This window comes from Curtobacterium sp. 24E2, from assembly GCF_016925595.1.
In the GTDB taxonomy this organism is placed as follows: domain Bacteria; phylum Actinomycetota; class Actinomycetes; order Actinomycetales; family Microbacteriaceae; genus Curtobacterium.
Map to the genome: position 1 here is coordinate 1903849 of NZ_CP068987.1, position 20281 is coordinate 1924129.

18 protein-coding genes and 3 pseudogenes are annotated in these 20281 nt (G+C 69.0%); 9 read left to right on the top strand and 12 right to left on the bottom strand.

The window, feature by feature from the left end:
• Nucleotides 1-377 precede the first annotated feature (377 nt).
• On the bottom strand, nt 378-962 hold the full coding sequence (locus JN350_RS09475; protein WP_205462016.1) for a recombinase family protein: 585 nt from the start codon (nt 960-962) through the stop codon (nt 378-380).
• A gap of 509 nt (nt 963-1471) precedes the next feature.
• Between JN350_RS09475 and JN350_RS09480 the strand changes: the two genes are divergently transcribed.
• A complete protein-coding gene (locus tag JN350_RS09480) occupies nt 1472-1924 on the top strand; it encodes a recombinase family protein (RefSeq protein ID WP_240347222.1) in 453 nt (150 codons plus the stop codon).
• Nucleotides 1921-2175, top strand: a complete 255-nt coding sequence (locus tag JN350_RS09485) for a hypothetical protein (protein ID WP_205462017.1) — start codon at nt 1921-1923, stop codon at nt 2173-2175. Before JN350_RS09480 ends, JN350_RS09485 begins: the two co-directional genes overlap by 4 nt.
• An 87-nt stretch (nt 2176-2262) precedes the next feature.
• Here the strand turns inward: JN350_RS09485 and JN350_RS09490 are convergent, their stop codons facing one another.
• From JN350_RS09490 to JN350_RS20810, 5 genes and pseudogenes are all read right to left on the bottom strand, one after another.
• A complete protein-coding gene (locus JN350_RS09490) occupies nt 2263-2661 on the bottom strand; it encodes a VanZ family protein (protein WP_205462018.1) in 399 nt (132 codons plus the stop codon).
• A gap of 321 nt (nt 2662-2982) precedes the next feature.
• On the bottom strand, nt 2983-3645 hold the full coding sequence (locus JN350_RS09495) for an ABC transporter ATP-binding protein (protein ID WP_205462019.1): 663 nt from the start codon (nt 3643-3645) through the stop codon (nt 2983-2985).
• On the bottom strand, nt 3642-4934 hold the full coding sequence (locus JN350_RS09500; protein WP_205462020.1) for a hypothetical protein: 1293 nt from the start codon (nt 4932-4934) through the stop codon (nt 3642-3644). The genes JN350_RS09495 and JN350_RS09500 overlap by 4 nt, the downstream gene beginning before the upstream one ends.
• The gene (locus tag JN350_RS09505) at nt 4922-5827 is read right to left on the bottom strand and encodes a hypothetical protein (RefSeq protein ID WP_205462021.1); all 906 of its coding nucleotides are present in this window, start codon (nt 5825-5827) and stop codon (nt 4922-4924) included. The genes JN350_RS09500 and JN350_RS09505 overlap by 13 nt, the downstream gene beginning before the upstream one ends.
• A gap of 299 nt (nt 5828-6126) precedes the next feature.
• Nucleotides 6127-7001 (bottom strand): annotated as a pseudogene (locus JN350_RS20810) (helix-turn-helix transcriptional regulator).
• A gap of 170 nt (nt 7002-7171) precedes the next feature.
• On the opposite strand from JN350_RS20810, the gene JN350_RS09520 reads away from it, so the two are divergent.
• The gene (locus JN350_RS09520) at nt 7172-8212 is read left to right on the top strand and encodes an NAD(P)-dependent alcohol dehydrogenase (protein WP_205462023.1); all 1041 of its coding nucleotides are present in this window, start codon (nt 7172-7174) and stop codon (nt 8210-8212) included.
• A 158-nt stretch (nt 8213-8370) separates the two neighbouring features.
• On the opposite strand, the pseudogene JN350_RS09525 reads toward JN350_RS09520, so the two are convergent.
• Nucleotides 8371-9188, bottom strand: a pseudogene (locus tag JN350_RS09525) (SDR family oxidoreductase).
• A gap of 100 nt (nt 9189-9288) precedes the next feature.
• Between JN350_RS09525 and JN350_RS09530 the strand changes: the two are divergent.
• Together JN350_RS09530 and JN350_RS09535 are read left to right on the top strand one after the other, a co-directional pair.
• A complete protein-coding gene (locus JN350_RS09530) occupies nt 9289-9903 on the top strand; it encodes a TetR family transcriptional regulator (RefSeq protein ID WP_205462024.1) in 615 nt (204 codons plus the stop codon).
• A 178-nt stretch (nt 9904-10081) separates the two neighbouring features.
• Entirely contained in the window at nt 10082-10795 is a 714-nt protein-coding gene (locus tag JN350_RS09535; RefSeq protein WP_205462025.1) for a GAF and ANTAR domain-containing protein, read from the top strand.
• On the opposite strand, the gene JN350_RS09540 is transcribed toward JN350_RS09535, so the two are convergent.
• Nucleotides 10792-11796, bottom strand: coding sequence for a carboxypeptidase-like regulatory domain-containing protein (locus JN350_RS09540; RefSeq protein ID WP_205462026.1), 1005 nt, complete (start codon nt 11794-11796; stop codon nt 10792-10794). The genes JN350_RS09535 and JN350_RS09540 overlap by 4 nt on opposite strands.
• Nucleotides 11797-12060: 264 nt before the next feature.
• Between JN350_RS09540 and JN350_RS09545 the strand changes: the two genes are divergently transcribed.
• The gene (locus tag JN350_RS09545; RefSeq protein WP_205462027.1) at nt 12061-13098 is read left to right on the top strand and encodes an alpha/beta hydrolase; all 1038 of its coding nucleotides are present in this window, start codon (nt 12061-12063) and stop codon (nt 13096-13098) included.
• Nucleotides 13099-13197: 99 nt separating this feature from the next.
• Here the strand turns inward: JN350_RS09545 and JN350_RS09550 are convergent, their stop codons facing one another.
• Together JN350_RS09550 and JN350_RS09555 are read right to left on the bottom strand one after the other, a co-directional pair.
• Nucleotides 13198-13704, bottom strand: coding sequence for a hypothetical protein (locus JN350_RS09550; protein WP_205462028.1), 507 nt, complete (start codon nt 13702-13704; stop codon nt 13198-13200).
• Nucleotides 13705-13706: 2 nt separating this feature from the next.
• Entirely contained in the window at nt 13707-15659 is a 1953-nt protein-coding gene (locus JN350_RS09555) for an alpha/beta hydrolase (RefSeq protein ID WP_205462029.1), read from the bottom strand.
• 171 nt (nt 15660-15830) lie between these two features.
• On the opposite strand from JN350_RS09555, the gene JN350_RS09560 reads away from it, so the two are divergent.
• Entirely contained in the window at nt 15831-16643 is an 813-nt protein-coding gene (locus JN350_RS09560; protein WP_205462030.1) for an HAD-IIB family hydrolase, read from the top strand.
• A complete protein-coding gene (locus JN350_RS09565) occupies nt 16640-17854 on the top strand; it encodes a glycosyltransferase family protein (protein ID WP_205462031.1) in 1215 nt (404 codons plus the stop codon). Before JN350_RS09560 ends, JN350_RS09565 begins: the two co-directional genes overlap by 4 nt.
• 88 nt (nt 17855-17942) lie before the next feature.
• On the opposite strand, the gene JN350_RS09570 is transcribed toward JN350_RS09565, so the two are convergent.
• Nucleotides 17943-18980: an LLM class flavin-dependent oxidoreductase gene (locus JN350_RS09570; RefSeq protein ID WP_205462032.1), complete on the bottom strand. Its 1038-nt coding sequence runs from the start codon at nt 18978-18980 to the stop codon at nt 17943-17945.
• Nucleotides 18981-19135: 155 nt separating this feature from the next.
• Between JN350_RS09570 and JN350_RS20815 the strand changes: the two are divergent.
• Nucleotides 19136-19902: pseudogene (locus JN350_RS20815) on the top strand (SMP-30/gluconolactonase/LRE family protein).
• Nucleotides 19903-20025: 123 nt separating this feature from the next.
• On the opposite strand, the gene JN350_RS19315 reads toward JN350_RS20815, so the two are convergent.
• A complete protein-coding gene (locus JN350_RS19315) occupies nt 20026-20271 on the bottom strand; it encodes a hypothetical protein (protein ID WP_240347225.1) in 246 nt (81 codons plus the stop codon).
• Between the last annotated feature and the right edge of the window lie 10 nt (nt 20272-20281).

Below are 20281 nucleotides of genomic sequence, written 5' to 3' on the forward strand. Positions count from 1 at the left end.
AGGTCAGGAGGCGGCAACTGTGAGTGCCAGAACGATGACAGTCGCGCCGATCACGACTCCGATCGCGCCAGCACCGATCATGCCCATGCGCGCGAGTCGCGGCCGGAACGGTACTCCGAACCTTCCCAGGATGCCTCAGAGATGGCGCGCGCAAGTCCGCGTGAGGTTGTAATCACGCCAATGCCGGCGACGATCACAAAGCACCCCATGGTGACCATCTCGACTTGCTGTCCAGACATCGGGGCTCCGTTTCCGCTCCCAAGCACGCTACCCAGCGGACGAGCTTGCTCGAAACTGTCTGGCCGCGTCCGTTACGGTTCCGGTCGGAGGTGAGGCTCCGCTCTCGAAGGCCTGCGTTTGAGAGCGGAGCTGAGGGGTTAGCGGTTGGGGTGTGCTTGTCGTTCGATGCAGCGGTAGACAGTGGCTCGTCCGATACCGAACAGCTCGGCGAGTTCAGCGACCGAGTGCGTGCCGGCTTGCTGGACCTCGAGGAGGTGGCGTTGTTGCGCGTTGCTGAGTTTGGGTTGCCGGCCGCGGAGATGGCCCTTGGCTTTCGCGATCGGCATCCCTTCCCGTGTTCGGGCTCGGATCAGGTCGGATTCGAACTCGGCCACCATGGCGAGGACGTTGAACAGCAGCCGGCCGACGGGATCGTTCGGGTCGTGGACGGAACCGCCGATGTTCAGCTTGACGTTCTTCGCAGTGAGCTCGTCGACGATGTCCTTCGCGTCGCGGAGGCTTCGTGCGAGCCGGTCGAGCTTCCCGATTACGAGAGTGTCCCCGTCACGACAAGATGCGAGCGCTTCGCGCAGCCCTGGTCGAGATCTGTTCGTGCCAGTCAGGCCATGATCGGTGTGGATGTTGGGCGGGAGGACTCCAAGCCGTTCAAGCGCGACTCGCTGAGCGGTGAGGTCCTGTTCGTAGGTTGAGACGCGGGCGTACCCGATGAGTAGAGCGTTCATGGCGCGAGGATCCGCCGACTTCGAGGGTCCGCCTCGTCTCGCAACGCGATCGGCTACCGGATTTCTCCTTCCGCCCCTGAATTGAAAGTAGCCCTGTCCACTTCTGCGGGCGGGACGACGTTTGCCAGTCGCCCTGGCCTCTGCGTCACCTCTCTTGCTCTTCTCTTGACAGATCCACAGGTTGGGGTGAAGGTGACTGTCGTGGGGACCGATGGGGGGCCTGGTGCTGAGGACCAGCCGGTGGAACGGCTCGAGCGCCTCGTTGCTGAGTCGCCCGGGTCAGTGGTTTCTGCGCCGGAGCAGGCGCAAACCCCTCGTCGAATCCTCGCTGCGGTGGGCTTGCTTGCGGGTGTCGGTGTTGTTGTGGCCGTGGGGTTGATTGCCGTTTGGAGCTTCGTACTGTCGCACGTAGTGCGTGCGGCCATGAGCCATTGGACCGGTTAGTCGGAATGTGAGGCACGTCCGGCATCGGCAGGGCCGTCTGGGCGCTAGGGGGAGATGGCTGAATAGTGGTTGCGTCGACCTTGATTCCGGACTACCGCACGCTGGATCAGAGCAATGTGCGGCAGCTCGACGGCGTCGCGTTGGATCGGGTGTTCGATGACAAGGCGTCCGGGAAGGACGGCATCCGTCCGCAGCTCGAGGTGAGGATCGGGTTCGTCCGCGATGGGGACACAGTGCTGGTGCACTCGATGGACCGGCTCGCTCGCAGCCCCGGAGACCTTCGCCGGATCGTGCGCCGGCTGACGGACAAAGTGGTCTGCGTCGAGTCCGTCGAGGAGCATCTCACCTTCACGGGCGTGGACAGCGCCTTGGCGAACCTGCTGCCGAACCTGAGGAACGGGAGTGCGGTGCGCTGCAGAACCAACGCGTCCGGTAGCCGATCGGCTCCCGAGACCCACGTCCTTCGACCAACCGTGGGCCGGCCGGCTCCCGCTCGCGGACGTACCATCGAGGCGTGAAGTGGTTGCTAGGACTCTCCGCGATCCTGGGGCTTCCGTTCTTCGGACTCGCCGGGGTCGCGATCGCCCTCATCGCTTCTGCCCACGGAGACGTGGGCCGCATTCTCGAGGGATGCCTCTTCGCTGCTGGTGCTGCAGCGTGCGCCACGGTGATGGGCCTTGCGCAACGGGCAGGGATCAATCGCCGGGCGGACGAAGCCATCGCTCGCAGTGCTCGCTGGGATGCCCACGAAGATCATCGCGAAGGATGACATGGGCCACGACCTTGTCCGACAGGGATCCGCAAGTGCACGGCGCTCCGCAGTTCAAGCGGTGCGTGTTGCCCCGGCGGTCGAGCGTCAGCGGAACCGGTTCACGAGCGCGGCGACGATCGGGACACGTGTCAGCAACACGATGATCACGTAGCCGATGACTCCACCGAGGGTGTTCCAGATGAAGTCGTTGACGTCAGCGACGTGACCACCGGATAACAGCTTCTGCGCGGCGAGTTGCAGGAGCTCGATCGTCAGGCTGACGGCCGCGGAGGTGAGCAGCGCCTTCCACCACCGCGGACGCCGCATGAGGAGCTGCAGGAGAACGCCCAGTGGCACGAACACCGCCACGTTGGTGAGCGCGTCCGCGAGCTCGTAGTCGTGGAACGGGATCAGCGCCAGCGCCGGTGCCCACGGCTCGTCGCTCGAGTTCGGGTGAAGGAAGATCGGGAAGACCGTGTTCGCGAGGATCCCCGCGGCGTACACGGCGATCGCCGCGGCGACGGCAACACGCGGCCACGTGAAGCGCCCTCCCTGAGCAGGAGCGCCAGCTGGACGACGAACACGACGACACCGAAGGGAACGGCAACCGGCAGGACGGGGACTTCGCCGAACGGGTTGGAAGACATCCGGAGAAGCCTAGTGACGCTGAGCTGCTGCGGAGGACCAACGAGCGTCGACCGCCGCAGGTGCTCGCGTTCCGCGATCCGTCAGGACGCACGCGACCGCACTGCGGACGCCCCGCTGGCGCGGTGCGCCGGTACCGGCTGGTGGGGCCCACCTCCCTCCCGTTCGCCTCTGGTTCCGTCAAGTACTGCACTCGATGAGTTGTTCGTGTTGCAGGTGGAGTCGACGCCCGCATCGCTGTGCAACGCGCTCACTGTGGGTGACGATCACGAACTTGCTCGCTGCTTGCTGCAGCTGATCGAACAGGGCGAGCACGTCGTCTTCGGTCGTCTCGTCGAGTGCCCCGGTGGGCTCATCGGCGAGGACGACGGCTGGGCGCTTCGCGATGGCTCGGGCGATCGCGACGCGCTGCGCTTCTCCTCCTGAGAGTCGCCGTGGGCGCTTGCCGGCGAGGTGGCTGATGCCGACCGCCTCCAGGGCGTCACGCGCTCGGCCCGCCGAGTCCGCACGAGCAGGGACTCCGAGCCGGACGTTGTCGAGCACGCTGCGGTCGCCGAGCAGGCTGTGGTCCTGGGTGACGATGCCGATGTGTCGGAGCCGGTAGGCCGCCATCCTGGACGCGGTGCGCTCGAGCATGTGCCCATCATGGACGTAGGTCCCCTCGAAGTCGGTGTCGAGACCGGCGAGGACCCGGAGCAGCGTGCTCTTGCCCGATCCGCTGCGCCCCGTGATGGCTACGGAGCGATCGTCGTCGCGAAGGTCGAAGTGCAGTCGGTCGAACAGCGTTCTGGTCGATCCGTCGGGCTCGGTGATCGTCTTCGAGACGTCGCGCAGCACGATCATCGTGGGGTGCCCCTTCGGTGTTGGGTGGTCAGTTCGATGCGGACGGCTCGTCGGCTGAGCGCGCCGTCCACCACGCACCAGAGCAGGAGGGCGGCACCGGCGCCGAATCGAGCCGTCGCACTGTCGTTGAGGAGCACCTCGCTGGTCGCGAGGAACAGCCCGAACGCGGCGGTGTACTCGGTGAGGCGGCTTGGGCGGAACAGTCGGCTCGTGTGGTCCGGGCTCTTCCCGAGGAGATGGTGCACGTGCGCGACTGGCGCTCGACGGTGGTGCAGGAGTCGGCTGAGGAACGCCGTGATGATGCCCACGCCCGCGGTGAGGACGACGAGCAGCGCGGCGACGAGCACCAGGTTGTCCTGGATGAGCTGGCGGACGAGGGAGAGCTGCACGAGGTAGGTCGGTACTCCCAGCAAGGTGTACGACCTGAATCCGGTCTCGTCTCCGATCTTGTCGAGTCGCGCCACGACGCCACTGAAATCGAGGCTGCGATCGACGGCGAGGTCGGCGTTCAGTACCTGGAACACCAGACGTCCGAACAGCTCGGGATCCAGCCCGTCGAGTGTTGCTCGGTCGAGCCCGGCGAGTGTCGGCGGATAGGGCACGATGACGGTGTCATCGAGGTAGTGGTTGGCTTCACCGCGGAAGTAGATGGCGCTGTTCGGCTCGAGGAAGCCGACGACTTCGAGCTCCTGCTGCTGCAGGATGACCGCTCCGGAGATGAGCTGCCCGAGCTGGTACACGCCGCGGTACTCGTTGCCGAGCAGCACCGGGATCCGGCCGGAACCCCAGTCGACGGCATCCCACTCGATCGGCTTGCCGTCCTGCACGGAGAGCCCCGCGAACTCGTACGCGGTCTCGTTGAGCTGGATGGACTTGATGTCCTGAACACTCCGTCCGGACTCGTCCTGGTACTTCCCGTTGAGCGTGTACTCCGTGCCGTAACCGACGTCGAAGCGGTCGTCGCCACGGAAGTCCTGGACAGTGACGGGTTGGTCGTACGAGGAGATGAACCTGAATTCGGGCTCGTCATCGATGCGGTCGACGAATGCGGCGACGCCGTCGAGTGCGCGCTCGTCTCGCCGGATCGCTTCGAATGCGTCCGGCGCAAGATCGTCGATCACCGTGTAGAGGTCGGCATCGGCATCAGCGGACAGGCCCTGGGCCACGGCCTGCGACGTTGACTGGGTGAACGATGCCACGTTGTACCAGCAGAGTGCGAGCAGCGCGATCAGGACGATCTTGGCGACGATGATCGTCCAGTTGGACCGGAGGTCGTTCAGCAGTTCCATCGTCGGCTTCCGTGCCAGAAGGAAACGACCGTGACGGCGAGCGTGATCGTCCCGACCGTCACGACTGCGGCGGTGACGTCGAGGTCGAGGTTGGTGGTGTGCCGTGCAGCCGCCGTACCGACCAGTGCGCTTGTGCAGGCGGCCGTGCTGATCACACCGACCCTGGCGGTAGCGCTGCGAAGGGTGGTCAGTGGTCGAACCCCCGTGGTGAAGCGGACGGCGGCCGTGCGGAGTTCCCATCGTCCGGCTTGCAGACCAGCGACCACGGCGATGAGCGTGAGGACGAGCGCGCCGAGCGTGACCAGGACCGGCGACACAGCGTCGACGTTCGTTCTGCGGTTCGTGCCGTCGTCGATGATCTCGACGCTTCGGCCCGGGAACTGTGCGCTGTAGTGGCGGACACTGCTCGGGCCGTCCAGGAGCAGCCGCTGTGGTGACGCCGAGAACTGCGAGGGATCGGCGACGACCACGTCATCGGACAGGAGACTGTCGGCCCGCACGCCGAGGCGTCCCACCACGGTGTACGGCTTGCCACCGACGGCGATGTCGTCACCGCGGACGGCGACGTCAGCGCCGACGAGAGCTTCGCCGGGACGCCCGGTCAGCGCGTGCCCGTCGTGCAGTGGGACGTCTGTCCACCGTCCCGACAGGACCGCAACGGCGCGGACGTCATCGTCGAGGTTCACGAACACCTTCGTTCCGGGTTCGAATGCGTTCCGGGCACGTCTGAGATCGTCGAGTGTCGCGGTCACCCACGCGCTCTGGCCGGTGCGGAGATCGTTGCCCTCCGCGGCGACGACACGTCGACGAGCGTCGAACACGCCGATCAGCACGGTCAGGAGCATGGCCAGCAAGACCAGGCCGGCTGTCATCGTGAGCTGTCGCTTCGTCACGTCGTCTCCTCACGCCGCAGCGGGCGCGAGCTGTCGACGTCCCGGTTCCTGCGCAACCGACTGTGCCTCCCTGGACGGTGAAGTCCAACCGTTCAGTGGTTAACATGTCAGAGGTGGAACGCTTTGTCGAGCAACGTGTTCTCGGTCGCGACCGAGCCCCGGATACGCGGTCGGGGATCTGCAGCGCGACCACGGTCGGACGGGAGGCCCGGTGCCAGCTGGCACCGGGCCTCCCGTCCGTCGATGGGTCGACCTCTACTTCCACCTCCACCAAGAGCACGTCGTCGAGGTAGCCGGACTCACGCTCCGGTTGCCGCGCGCAGCTGCCGCAGCGCCGCGTGCGTCGACGACTCTGCCGTGGCTCGGTAGGTGACGAGACTCTTGTCCTCTTCCCCTGCGACGCGGAACGATTCGACCTGCAGTTCGAGCTGGCCGACCTCGGGGTGGTCGAGTTGCTGGATGCCGTGACAGCGTTCCCGGATCTCGTGTCGCGCCCAGAGTCGGGCGAACGTCGGGCTCGTGACGGCGAGTTCGCCGACGAGGGCGGCGAGGTGTGGGTCGGTCGGGTGGAAGCCGGCGTCCACTCGGAGCTGTCCGACGACATCGGCTGCCTTCTGGTGCCAGTCGATGAAGAGGTTCCGGTACTCCGGGTGGAGGAACACCAGCCGCGCCCAGTTGCGCTCCGAGCGGGGAGGCGCTCGAGGTCGCCGAACACGAGCGATCCGAGGGTGTTCCACGCCAGGATGTCCGACCGTCGGCCGACGATCATCGCCGGAACCCCTCCGAGTGCGTCGAGCAGCGATTGGAGCTCCGGCCGGACCACCGCGTTGCTGCAGGTGTCCCTCCGGGCCTCGGCTCGCGGGTTCACGAGGCGGAAGAGATGCTCCGCCTCGGCGGCCGTCAGGCGCAGGGCTTGGGACAGTGCGCCGACGACCTCGTCGGACACCCGCCCGGCATCGCCTTGCTCCAGTCGGGTGTAGTACGCGGGCGAGACGCCTGCGAGCATGGCGACTTCTTCGCGGCGCAGTCCTGGGACCCGTCGACGCCCGCCTCCTGGCATTCCGACGTCGTCCGGGCGGATCTGGGCTCGCTTCGCGGCGAGGAAGCGTCCCAGCTCCTGCCCTTCGTCCTCATCCGCCGTCACCAGCGGAGCTGCAGACGTGGAGGAGCTCATCGATCCAGTATGTGGCTGATCGTTCCGGTTGTCCCACCACTGTCAGTGGTACCCACGGCGGACGTACGCAGCAGGGGAGTCTGGCTCGGGCAATCGTTCCGAGTGAGTGTTGAGGGGTTCGTGGAGCAGGGCTGATCCTGCTCCGGCACCACCGTCGAGGAGAACCACCCATGCCGATCGTCCCCGCCTACGCCGCCCCCGCTGCCGGAGCGCTCTTGGAACCGTCGTCGGTCGAGATCCGAGAAATCGGTGCGCACGACGTCCTCATCGACGTCCGCTTCACCGGCCTGTGCCACACCGACATCCACCTGACGCGCGACGAGTGGGGCCCCGGGATGTACCCGATGGTCTCCGGGCACGAGATTGCGGGCATCGTGGCCGCTGTCGGCTCCGAGGTCACGGCGCACCAGGTCGGCGACCGTGTCGGTGTGGGGTGCCTGGTCGACTCGTGCGGGGAGTGCGAGCGCTGTCTCGCGGGCCAGGAGCAGCAGTGCCTCCGTGGTGCCACCGACACGTACAACGCGATCGGTCGCGACGGCAGGGTCACCTACGGCGGGTACGCGAAGCAGGTCGTCGTCACCGAGGCCTTCGTGCTGCGGATCCCGGACGCGCTTCCCCTCGACGTCGCGGCACCGCTGCTCTGCGCGGGCATCACCACGTACTCGCCGCTGCAGCGCTGGAACGCCGGCCCCGGCAAGAAGGTCGCGGTCGTCGGACTCGGCGGGGTCGGCCACATGGCGGTGAAGATCGCTCACGCCATGGGCGCGGAGGTCACGGTGCTGTCCCAGACGCTCAGCAAGCGCGAGGACGGGTTGCGCCTCGGTGCGGCGGACTACCGTGCGACGTCGGACGCCGCGACCTTCACCGAACTCGCCGGCCGCTTCGACCTCATCCTGTCGACGGTGTCCGCCCCGATCGACCTCGGCGTGTACCTCGGCCTCCTGCACGCCGAGGGGACCATGGTCATGGTCGGCATCCCCGACGAGCCGCTGCCGCTGCACGCGTTCTCCCTGATCGCCGGCAACCGGGCACTGGCCGGCTCCATGATCGGCGGCATCGCCGAGACCCAGGAGATGCTCGACTTCTGCGCCGAGCACGGGCTGGGCGCGGAGATCGAGACCGTCGCCGCGACGGACATCAACGACTCGTACACGCGGATGCTGAGGAGTGACGTTCGGTACCGGTTCGTCCTCGACGCCAGCACGATCTGACGCCGGGGCCGTCCGGCTTCCGGCCGACGCTGCGGTTGCTGCAGAGTGCGCCGACCCGGTGGTCGAGCTGGGTCCGCTTTCCGGAAGAGGTGCTGCGTGGACAGAAGACGGGAGGAGGGGTCGGCTGGTGATGACCGGCCCCTCCTCCCAGTGGGGTGTTACTTGCCCTCGGCCTCGCGGGAGACGGGAGCCCACTCTGCCCACTCCGCCAGGCGCTGCTGGTAGATGTGCGGCGCGATCTGGGTGGGCTGCTCGCCGAAGAACACGCGCAGCGGTGCCTTCTCGGCGTCGACGACCTTGAGGATCGCGGACCCGAACCCGACCGGTTCTGGGCTGGCGTTGCCGGACATCTGCTCGGCCATGGCATCGTGCAGCGGCTGGTACTGCGGCAGCGCGTCGGCGAACACGGCGGAGCTGCCGGCCCAGTCGGTGTTGAACCCGCCGGGCTCGACGAGGGTCACCTTGATGCCGAACCCGGCGACCTCCTGCGACAGCGACTCGGTGAGACCTTCCAGCGCCCACTTCGAGGCGTGGTAGCCGCCGAGGCTCGGGAACGCGGCGACGCCGCCGATGGTGGAGATCTGGATGATGTGGCCCGAGCCCTGCTCGCGGAGGATCGGCAGGACGGCCTGGGTGACGTGGAGGACGCCGAACAGGTTCGTCTCGAGCTGATCCCGGAGCTGCTGCTCGGTGATCTCCTCGACGGTGCCGAAGAGGCCGTAGCCGGCGTTGTTGATGACGACGTCGAGCGACCCGAAGGTCTCGTGCGCCGCCTGCACAGCGGCGGCGACCTGGTCGCGGTCGGTGACGTCGAGCTGGAGGGGAGCACGGCGTCGCCGTACTGCTCGACCAGGTCGTTCAGCGTGTCGGTGTTGCGGGCGGTGGCGGCGACTCTGTCTCCGCGCTGGAGCGCGGCGAGCACGAACTCTCGGCCGAAACCCTTCGAGGCTCCCGTGACGAACCAGACCTTGCTCATGGTGCTCCTTCAATCGGTGGCGTCTCAGTGACGCCGGGTAGACCCTACGCCTTGAATGACACCCAGTGTCAAGTCCGCCTCCTGGGGTTATGCTGACGGTATGAGCGAATCCCGTCCGGTCACGATGCGCGAGCGCACTCGTCGGATCGCGCAGACCGAGTTGACCGTCGTCGCGCAGGACCTCTTCCTGGAGCACGGGTACGAGGAGACGACCGTCGATGAGATCGCGGCGGCAGCGGGCATGTCGAAGCGCACGTTCTTCCGGTACTTCCCGTCGAAGGACGCCCTCGTGATCGGCAAGTACGACCTCTTCGGTGACCGGATGGCCGAAGCGCTCGATCAGCGCCCCGCCGACGAACCGGTGTGGGAGTCCCTGCGGCGGGTGTTCGACATCACCCTCGACTACGTCCAGGACGACCACCAGCGCGCCCGGAACGATGCCATGGAAGCGATCGTCCGGAGCACCCCACAGCTCTCCGCCGGCTACCTCGAGAAGATGCAGCGGATCCAGCAGCTCCTCATCGGACGTGTCGCGAACCGGATCGGCTCGGACGAGGCCGATGACGGGGATCCGCGAGCATCCGCCATCGTCGGAGCAGCGTTCGCCTGCATGCAGGCCGCTCGTGCGAGCTGGTTCGCTTCCGACCAGTCCGTGCCGTTCGACCAGGTGCTGGACAGTGCCATGGGCGCGCTCGCCGTCCAGGAGCGCCGCTGACCGCGACCCGGCAGGCCGTTCGCACCAGGGGCCGGTGATCCGCACGAGCATGCAGCGGGGGCCACCGTGCCGCCGGGTGTGTTCGCATCCCCGGGCCGTACGGTGGTGTCACGCGGTCTTCGACTGCCGGAGCAGGGCACGACTGGCCACTTCTGATCACAGCATCTGGAGTGACCCCGTGGGCGCCGACCGCGAACGAAGACTGCTGCAGACCATCATCGCGCTGGTCGGCAGTGCCACCAGCTCAGAGGACCTCACCGGCCGACTGCAGCACCTGGTGGACGAGTCGGCGGCGTTGTTCGACGTCCACGCTGCCGGGCTGATGCTGTTCGGCTCGGACCACCGGTTGCAGATCACCGCCTCGGTGGGACACCACAGCGGACTGCTCGAGCTCCTGCAGCTCGAAGTCGGCGACGGGCCCTGTCTCGAGGCAGCACGGACGGGGAGCGTGGTCTCGATCCCCGACGTCCGAGTGGCCGAGCCGCGATGGCCGCACTTCTGCCGGGCCGCGGCTGACGCCGGGTACACAGCCGTCCACTCGATCCCGCTGCGGCTCCGGACGACCGTCATCGGATCGCTCAACCTGTTCGGCGAGTCCGCCGGCGCGTTCGACGAGGACGACCTCATCGCTGCGCGGGCACTCGCCGACATCGCCGCGGTCTCGCTCATGCAGCAGCGCACCATCGACGACGCGGTGACGACGCAGGGGCAACTGCAAGCAGCACTCGACAGCCGTACCGTCATCGAGCAGGCGAAGGGGTGGATCGCGAACCGGAACGGGGTGGACACCGCGACCGCGTTCTCCCTGCTGCACGACCATGCGCGGCGGAACCAGCTCCCGCTCGCCGAGGTCGCCCTCGCCGTCCTCGCCGGACGGACCACCCTCGGCTAGTTGTACTCGGCCACGGCCACGGACGTTTCCGGCACCGCCCCACCCCAGCCGTTGAACCCACCGAACACGACCGTGACCGGGACAGCCTGCGCCCGGTCGGTCACGTACCGGTACACGCCGCCCGGGCGGCCGAGCCACAGCACACGCGCCGGCGATGAGGTCGTCGCCACTGTCCGGAGTTCCACCACGTACTGCCCGGAGGGGATCTGGAACTGCGCCGTCTGTTCGCTGTCGAGCAGCGTCGAGAACCGGGTCGAGAACGACGCACCGGTCGTCGCGTTCGTCACGGTGACGCTCGCGCCACTCAGCTGCGCCGACGGGGCGCGGGGCGCCGAGGTGGCGTAGACGACCAGGTCGTAGTCGCTGTGTGCGTAGTGCCTCGACAACGTCACCTGCGACGCCGGGAGGGTCCCGCGCTGCTGGTAGACCCGGGTCTTCCAGACGGCGGGCGACGCCGTGCCGCTGGCGTACGCCTCGATGCGGTACTTCCCGGTGCTCAACCCGACGAACCGGTACTGGCCCGCGCTGTCCGAGGTCGTCCGGAACACCTGCGAGGTGTCCTCGTTCCAGGCGTACATCACCCGTCCAGCAGCGGGACCCGAGGGGCCGACCACCCCGCCCTGCACGGTGGCGCCGCGCACGAGCGGCACGGTGACCGCGACCGTCGTGCCGCCGCGGACCGCGATCTCCGAGCGGAGTCCGGGGGCGTAGGTCTGCGTTCCGCGCGGCGGGAGTTGCCGTGTGGTGACCGTCACGGTGTCCGGGGCGGGGATGCCGGTGAACGTCGCGGTGCCGTCATCGTCGGTGGTGGCGGTCCCGACGACGGCGTCGATGCCGATCGCGGCCAGTTCGACGTCCGCCAGCCTGATCGGGGTGCCGTCCGGCGTCGCGAGCTGCACAGCGATCGTCCCTGACCCGGTCGCGGCCGCTGGCGGCGCCAGGCCGACCATCGCTGCTGCGGCAAGCGCCACGACCAGTGTCGTCCCCGTGATCAGTCGCATCGCGTTCCCCGCCCACCAGTCGTACCTTGCGGGGGACTGTACGCGTCTGGCGGGCGGTGGGGAAGAACGGCGCCCGGTTGTGCACCAGGAACGTCGGCGTTCAGTACCTCGTTTCCGCGGCTTCTTGCACAGTGCGGTGCGCGCTCCCGAGCGTCGTGTGCACTACTGTCGTCCGCAGAGGGAAAAATCTCGCGCTGCTCCGGCAGGCGGGACCGCACACGCGTCTCACGGGAGTCGTCACTTCTTCATCGAAGGAGTGTGCCCGTGTCCGACACCATCATCCGTCCTCCGTTCGACCCCGAACTCGCGACGTTCCTGGCGGCGCTCGAGGCCCGCGGTCCGTTCACCCTCACCGCGGAGATGTTGCCCCACATGCGGCAGCTCGACGTGCCCGAGGACGTCCTCGACGAGCGCCTGCGTTCCCGCGGGTACCAGCGGCGGAACGTCACCGTGCCGGGGCACCTCGGCGACCCGATCGACCTCGCGATCATCGACCGTGTCGAGCGCACTGATGCGACCGGTGCGACCGCGGCCGTCTACTCGATCCACGGCGGGGGTATGATGTTCGGTCACCACCTCGGGAACCTCGACTCGTTCGACGACTGGCTGCTCGACCACGACGTGGTCCTCGTCAGCGTCGACTACCGCCTCGCGCCCGAGTACCCCGATCCGTACCCGGTGGATGACTGCTACGCCGGTCTCGTCTGGCTCGCAGAGCACGCCGACGAGCTCGGCATCGACCCGGCACGGATCGTCATCGCGGGGCAGAGCGCCGGCGGCGGACTCGCCGTGGGGACGGCCCTGCTCGCCCGTGACCGGCAGGGTCCCGACCTGATGGCGCAGATCCTCGTGTCACCCATGCTCGACGACCGTGACGACACCGTCTCGACCCGGCAGATCGACGGCGTCGGGGTCGCCGACCGCCAGATGAACCGCTTCGCGTGGGATGCGTACCTCGGACCGCGCCGTGCCACCCCTGACGTCTCGGAGTACGCCGCTCCGGCTCGTGCTGCAGACCTGTCGGCGCTGCCGCGCACCTACATCGACTGCGGCAGTGCTGAGGTCTTCCGCGACGAGGACGTCGCCTTCGCGAGCCGCCTCTGGGCAGCGGGGGTCGACGCGGAGCTCCACGTCTGGCCCGGAGCCTTCCACGGGTTCACGAGCATGGTGCCCGACGCCGCCATCTCGAGGACCGCGACCGCGGCCCTGGCGGACTGGACCCGACGACTGCTCGGCGATCCTTCGCCGATCAGTCGCGCACCCGGGCGCCACGACGGACCCGTGACAGGTGTGTCTCAGTAGACGTCCCCACGAGCGGGACGGGAGGCCCGGTACCAGCTGGCACCGGGCCTCCCGTCAGGGCGGGTGTCACGGCGCGACCAGCGGACCATGGCGCCCGCCTCACTCGGGGCTGCGCAGGTCCTTCACGTCGCCGTCCGAGCACTTCGAGACCCCGGTGATGCTGTACCGCTGCGGGTACGCGTTGAAGCCGATCGAGGTGACGGGCCCGTCCGCGCCCCGGATGCCCGTGAGCGGGTCCGAACCGCCGCTCTCGAACCGCTCCGTCGTGATCCCCTTCGTCTTCCAGAGCTCCTCGACCGTCCGGATGTCGGCGGCGGGGTCAGTGCCGTCGGTGTCGCTCCGCTCCAGGATGTACACGAAACGGGCGCCATCCCCACCGCCCGACTGGGTGCAGACCTCGGCAGCCGGGCCGCGGTACACGGTCCACTCGCCGCCGACTGCGTCGGTCGATTCCTTGACGGCGTCGACGATCGACTTCTTCGCTTCGGACGGATCCACTGTCTTGCCTCCGGGGGAGTTGCTGCAGCCGACGACGGTCAGTGCCGCCGTCAGGATGAGGGTGACGGCGACGCTGGTGCGGGCGGCGCCACGGATTCGTTGGTTCACGTTCACAGTGTCCACTGCGGGTTCTCCAGGAGCGACTTCTGGAAGTCGGTCATCCCCTTCGGCCGGGGATCGGTCATGAGCTCGGGGTGCCCGGTGGTGGCGAACCCGATGTTGGTGAGTGACTCGGTGTTGGGGTCGAGGTAGCCGCGTTCGTCCTCGGTGTGGGTCGCGTGGTCCTCGACGGGGTTGAGCTGGCCGGACCCGTCTGCGCCGAAGGCCGTGGCGCCGAAGTCGGGTGCGGTGGGGTCCTGTCCGTGTTCGGGGCTGAGGCGCCCGGTCCACGCCCACTGGTCGCCCTTCGCCGGGTCGATCGCCCACACGTCCCGTGCCTGGCCGGCGTAGACGTGGTCGGCGTTGAGGTCACCGGCGTCGTCGACCGAGTTCGGGAGTCCGGCGGAGCCGATGGTCGTGAACGTGTCGACCTGGACGTCGTCCTGCGTCAGGGCGTAGGCCGAGGTCGTCGATCCGTACGAGTGGGCGACGATGTTCGTCGTGGGTGCATCCCCGTTGCGGACCGCGTCCAACCCGCGGATGGACGCGGCGAGGTTGTCCCCACCGGCCTCGGCGTAGTCGCTGCCGAGGACCCCGAAGTCCAGCTTGCCGGAGATGACGGGCTGCGGTGGCGTCTTGTAGCCCATCCAGGAGATCACCGCCCGGTCCTCGGGCCCGGTGTCCGCCTGCTGGTCGTAGATGTGCTGGGCGGAGTCGGTCCAGCCGATCATGCCGGTCGTGTCCGAACCCATCCCCGGAACGGCCCAGGTGACGTTGTCGGCGGTGTCGAGGTCGCCGATGGACACCGCTGCCAGCGGCGGGACGTCGTCGGTCAACGAGAGGATGAAGCGCTCGCCGGCCGTGCTGCCCTGCTCGAACCGACTGGCGGTGTCAATCTGCTGCAGCGCTTCCAGGTTCTCCGAGGCACGCGCCCACCCCGCCCCGTTGTCGTAGGGGATGGTGGACTCCAGGTCTTCGACTTCCTGCTTCGCGGCCCGGATGCGGGCGTCGAGGACGGTCCGGTTGGCGGTGTCCCGCGCCCAGTAGTCGACGCCCTCGAGGTTGCCGAGCACGCTGAGGACCGGCAGTGGCAGCGCCCGCAGGTCGTTGGCGTCGGCCTTCGAGTAGCCGAGCGCTGCCCAGAGTGCGGCGACCTGGTCGGCGGAGAGGTCCGGGTTCAGCATCTCCTGGAACGTCGGCGGCAGTTCTGCGGCGGCGGACACGTCGAGCGTCGCGTTCGAGATCGATCCTTCGCCGCCGGCGCGCTCGAAGGCGTCGGCGATGCGGTCCACCCAAGCTGCGTCCTCGCCGTTCTCCTCGAGCAGGCGGTCGAAGCCATGCAGGAACGTCGAGCTGTCGATCTTCGCCCACCCGCAGCTGCTCGTGAAGCCGGACCAGGCGTTCTGCAGGGTCGTCCGGTCCGCCCCGGCCGAGCGGTCGAAGGCGCGAGCGGTGCTCGTGAAGGACCGGAGGTGCTCGGGATCGGCCGAGCTCTTCCCTCCCGACGTGCCGCTGCCGGTCCGGGTCCGGGACCGTGCGGAGAACGCGGCGGAGATGCTCGGCGGCGCGATCGGGATCTCCGAGGGCTTGAAGTCGAAGGTCTGGACGCCCGGGAGCCGGAGGAAGTCGGTCGGAGCATCTGCGGCTGCCCGGTCGCGTTCGTCCTGGCGCACCTGCCACGCGGCGAGGGCGTCCAGGCGCGCCCGTTCGTCCGCGGCGGCGGCCGTCGTCGCGTTCACCTGCGTGCTGAGGTCGTCGAGCACGGTGGCGAGCTTCGGTCGGTCGTCCGCCTCGATCTGCGCCGATTCCTCGAACCGCTTCGCGTAGGCGCCGTCGAAGCCGTCGAGTGCGCTCTCGGCGGCGGTGCGCCGTCCGGCTCCCTGGCCGCGCAGCGTCTCGGCAGCGCCGGACGCTGCCTGCGCGAGCAGATCGGCTGCCGCGTCGTCGTACTGGACTTCCCCCACGGTGTTCCCCCTTGCGCCTGGTCCCCGGCGCCCCACCACGACTGTAGCGACCGGGCACGCAGCGCGCACCACGGAACTGAGCCACCCCTGTTCACCAACCGGACTCCCACGCATGGCAGGGTGGTCCGGGGCACCGTCGCCCGCAGCCCACCAAGCCGCGAGCGGAGCACGATGCCACCACCCGACCTGATCGTCGTCACGGACCTCGACGGGACGTTCCTCGACCACCACGACTACTCGTTCGACGCTGCCCTGCCGATGCTCGAGCGGCTGCGCGCGGACGGCGTGCCGGTGGTGTTCTGCAGCAGCAAGACCCGGGCCGAGATCACCGCCCTGCAGCGGCGGACCGGTCTGGACGGGCAGGCGTTCGTCGCGGAGAACGGCGCGATCGTCGTGGGACGAGACGGCAACGTGCTCGCGGGACCGCCAGACGGCGAAGTCGCGCGTATCCCCGCAGCCCTCGACCGCACCCGTGCGGACCTGGACCTGCACTTCGCGACCTTCGGCGGCGAGACCGACGAGGTCGTCGCCGCCTGGACCGGCCTCGACCTCGATGCAGCCGGTGATGCCCGGCGGCGCGAGGCCTCGGAGGTCCTGCTCTGGCACGCCGAGGACGACGACCGGGCGGACGCGTTCCGCACGGCGCTCGCCGCAGCCGGCCTCGAGCTCGTCCGCGGAGGCCGCTTCTGGCACGTGCTGCCGGCCGGGCGCGACAAGGGCACCGCGGTCCGCCTGCTCGTCGCTGACCACGAGCGCCGTACCGGCACCGCTCCGCGCACGATCGGGCTCGGCGACGGCCCGAACGACACCGCGCTGCTCGACGCCGTCGACCTGGCGGTCGTCGTCCGCGGCCACGGCCCGGCACCCGGTCCGCTCGCCGACGACCGACCCGAGCGCGTCCACCGCACAACCGCCCCCGGCCCGCAGGGCTGGGCCGAGGGCGTCTCCCGATTCACCACCCCGTCCGTCAGGAGCCACCGATGAGCGACTTCCACCAGAACGGCGTCATCACGACGTTCCACGACCTCGGCCGCCGCAGCACTGCGAGCATCGAGGAGGACCTGCGCGGGTTTGCCGAGAAGCGGCCGATGAGCCTGATCCTGCCGGCGCTGTACTCGGAGCTCGAGCGCCCGGCGCTGTCGCGGATCGTCGACGAGCTGGCCGAGGCCGACTGGCTCAGCGAGATCGTGATCGGGCTGGACCGCGCGGACCGCTCGCAGTTCGAGCACGCGCGGGAGTTCTTCGCTCGGCTGCCGCAGCGGCACCGCATCCTGTGGAACGACGGGCCGCGCCTGCGGGAACTCGACGCCGAGCTGGAGCGCGAGGGGCTGGCTCCCGGCGAGCCCGGCAAGGGCCGGAACGTCTGGTACTGCACGGGTTACGCGCTCGCGTCGGAGCGGGCGGAGTGCATCGCGCTGCACGACTGCGACATCACCACGTACGAGCGGGGCATGCTCGCGCGGCTGTTCTACCCGGTGGCGAACCCGGCGTTCGACTACGAGTTCTCGAAGGGCTACTACGCCCGCGTCGCCGGCGGCCGGATCAACGGCCGCGTCGGACGGCTGCTCGTCGGCCCGCTGCTCCGGTCGCTCCGCCAGGTCTACGGGGAGTCCGAGTACCTGGAGTACCTGAGCAGCTTCCGGTACCCGCTGTCCGGCGAGTTCGCGATGCGCGCGCACGTGCTGAACGGGCTGAAGATCCCGGGGGACTGGGGCCTCGAGATCGGCATGCTGTCCGAGGTGTACCGCGACTACGCGACCCGGCAGGTGTGCCAGGTGGAGATCGCCGACGCGTACGACCACAAGCACCAGCCCCTCGCCGAGGCCGACGGCACCGGCGGCCTCGCCCGCATGGGGAACGACATCGTGCAGTCGCTGCTGCGGAAGCTCGCGACGATGGGCGTCCCGCTCACCTCGGACTCGTTCCGGGTGCTCAAGGCGACGTACTACCGGAACGCCCTCGACATCGTCGAGGTCTACCGGCACGAAGCGGAGATGAGCGGGCTCGGCTTCGACCAGCACGCCGAAGAAGCGGCCGTGGAGCTCTTCACCAAGGCGATCCTCGACGCCGGCGGCGCCTTCAGCGCACGCCCGGACGACAAGCCGTTCATCCCGAGCTGGAGCCGGGTGCGCTCGGCGGTGCCGGACGTGCTCGAGCGGTTGCAGGATGCGGTGGAGGCGGACCAGCAGGACTGATCACGCGCCCTGGGCGCGACCCCGAGGCGGACGGGAGGCACGGCGCGAGCTGGCACCGTGCCTCCCGTCCGGCGGTCTGGCGCCGTTCTCAGGCCGCCGGTCGCGGCGCCCAGCCGAGTTGCGGACCCAGGTGCTCCGCGATGTCCGTGGTGATCTGCGCGTAGTCGTCCGGCTCGAACGAGAACGGCAGCGCGAAGGCGACCTCGGTGACCGCCTGGTAGCCGGCGTCGGCGCGCAACCGGTCCGCGATCTCCGCCGAAGTGCCCACGAGGTCGGCGGCGAAGAGCATCCCGGCGGGCCCCATCGGCACGCCCACGCGGCCCGAGCGGCTCTCGACGTAGGCGCGGTAGCGCGCTTCCTGCTCGCGGGTCGCCGTGTCGGTCGGGATGACGACCAGCCCCTGCGAGACGCGCGCAGCGCTGCGGTCGGGGTGGACGTCGAGGTAGGCGTCGATCTGGGCCCGCTGGTTGGTGGCGAAGTCCGTGCCGTTCTCGCTGCGGGTGACGCTCGACGTCAGCAGGTGGAAGCCGTTCTCGCCGGCCCAGACCGCCGACTTCGTGCTGCCGGTGCCGTACCAGATGCGGTCGGCGAGGCCGGCGCTGTGGGGCTGGACGGTGCTCGCGAACTCCTCGATCCCTCGGCGTTCGACGGCGCCGGTGCCCGTTCCGGTCACCGCGTCTCCGCGCACGAGGGCACGGAAGCGCAGGAGCCGGTCGTTGCCGAGGTCCTCGTGCTCGGCGGTGTCGGGGTAGATCGCGTCCTTGTAGAGGTCGAAGTTCATCGGGGTGCCGACCGAGAAGCCGGGGTTCAGGCGTCCGCCCAGCAGCACGTCGACGGTGCCGAGGTCCTCGGCGAGCCGGAAGGGGTTCTCGGCGCCGATCGGCGTGACGGCGGTACCGAGCTCGATCCGCGAGGTCCGTTGCGACGCGGCGGCCATCACCGCGACGGGGGAGGAGATGCCGTGCTGCAGGTGCCGGTGGCGCAGCCACGCGCTGTCGAAGCCGAGCGCCTCCGCGCGCTCGATGACCCGGAGCGTGTCCTCGTGGCCCTGCGATGGCCGGGCGGGGTCGAACGACCCGATCGTCAGGAAGCCGAGCCGTTCCAGGGGAGTTCCGTCGAGGGGCATGGGTCGATCGTGCCAGACCATCGGGTGGCGCGGGGTCCGGCTGGCAGGGTGGATCCGTGCACATCACCCTGGATTCTGCGACCGACATCGTCATCTCCGGCATCCGCTTCCCGGAGGGCAATCGCTGGCACGAGGGGCGGCTCTGGTACTCGGACATGCACACCGGCGAGGTCTTCTCGGTGGACCCCGGCTCGACCGACGGTCCCCGACTCGAGGCCACGGTCGACGGGCAGTCGTCGGGGCTCGGGTGGCTCGCCGACGGCCGGCTCATCGTCAGTTCGATGGAGTCCCGCACGGTCGTCGCCGTCGACGACCGTGGCGAGGCGTCGGTGTTCGCTGACCTGTCCGGCGAGGAGTCGTCGCTCCTGAACGACCTGGTCGTCGACGAGGCGACCGGTCGGACCTACATCGGGGCCTTCGGCTACGACCTGTACGGCGGCGAGGAGCTCCGCCCCGGTCCGCTCTGGGTGCTCGAGCAGGACGGCTCGTTCCGTCTCGCCGCCGAGGGGCTGGTGTTCCCGAACAGCGCGAACGTCCTGCCCGGCACCCGGACCCTGGTGGTGAGTGAGACGTGGGGCGGCCGGCTCACCGCGTTCGACATCGAGCCCGATGGTTCGCTGACCGGACGGCGCGAGTGGGCAGCGTTGCCCGGGGAGTCACGCCGGACGGCAGCACGGTCGACCGCGACGGCGCCGTCTGGGTCTGCTCGGTCGACACGGGGGAGTTCCTCCGGGTGCTCGAGGGCGGCGAGGTCACGGACCGGATCGACGCGCCGGGGCTGTGTGCGATCGACTGCGCGCTCGGGGGCGAGGACGGCCGCACGCTCTACCTGGCGACGGCGGACAGCTACGACCCGGCGACGACGGCGCAGACGCGTGCGGGGCGGATCAGTGCGGTGCGGGTGGCCGTGCCGGGTTGGTGACCGGAGGCCTGGCTGCCCGCTGATCGCGGTGGGAGCCCGCTCGGTGCGAGGTTGTACGCATGGTGCGAGGCATCAGGGCCGCACCATGCGTGCAACCTCGCACCAGGCTGTTCGGGCACCGCATCAACGGACGGGCTGGCGCGAGCGTGCGGCGCGGCCGGCCGACCACGTCGTCACGAGGGCCGCGATGCCCATCGCGATGCCGACGACGCCGGAGCCGAGGCACAATGGCATCACGAGCCCGAGGCCGATGTTGGCACCCCCACCCTCCGGTCCGTAGTAGACGTCGAACATCAGCGCGCCGACGCCGAGGAACCCGACGGCCAGCAGCAGCGTGCTGATCAGGTGGAACGTGCGCGCGGTGGTCATGATCGAGCCC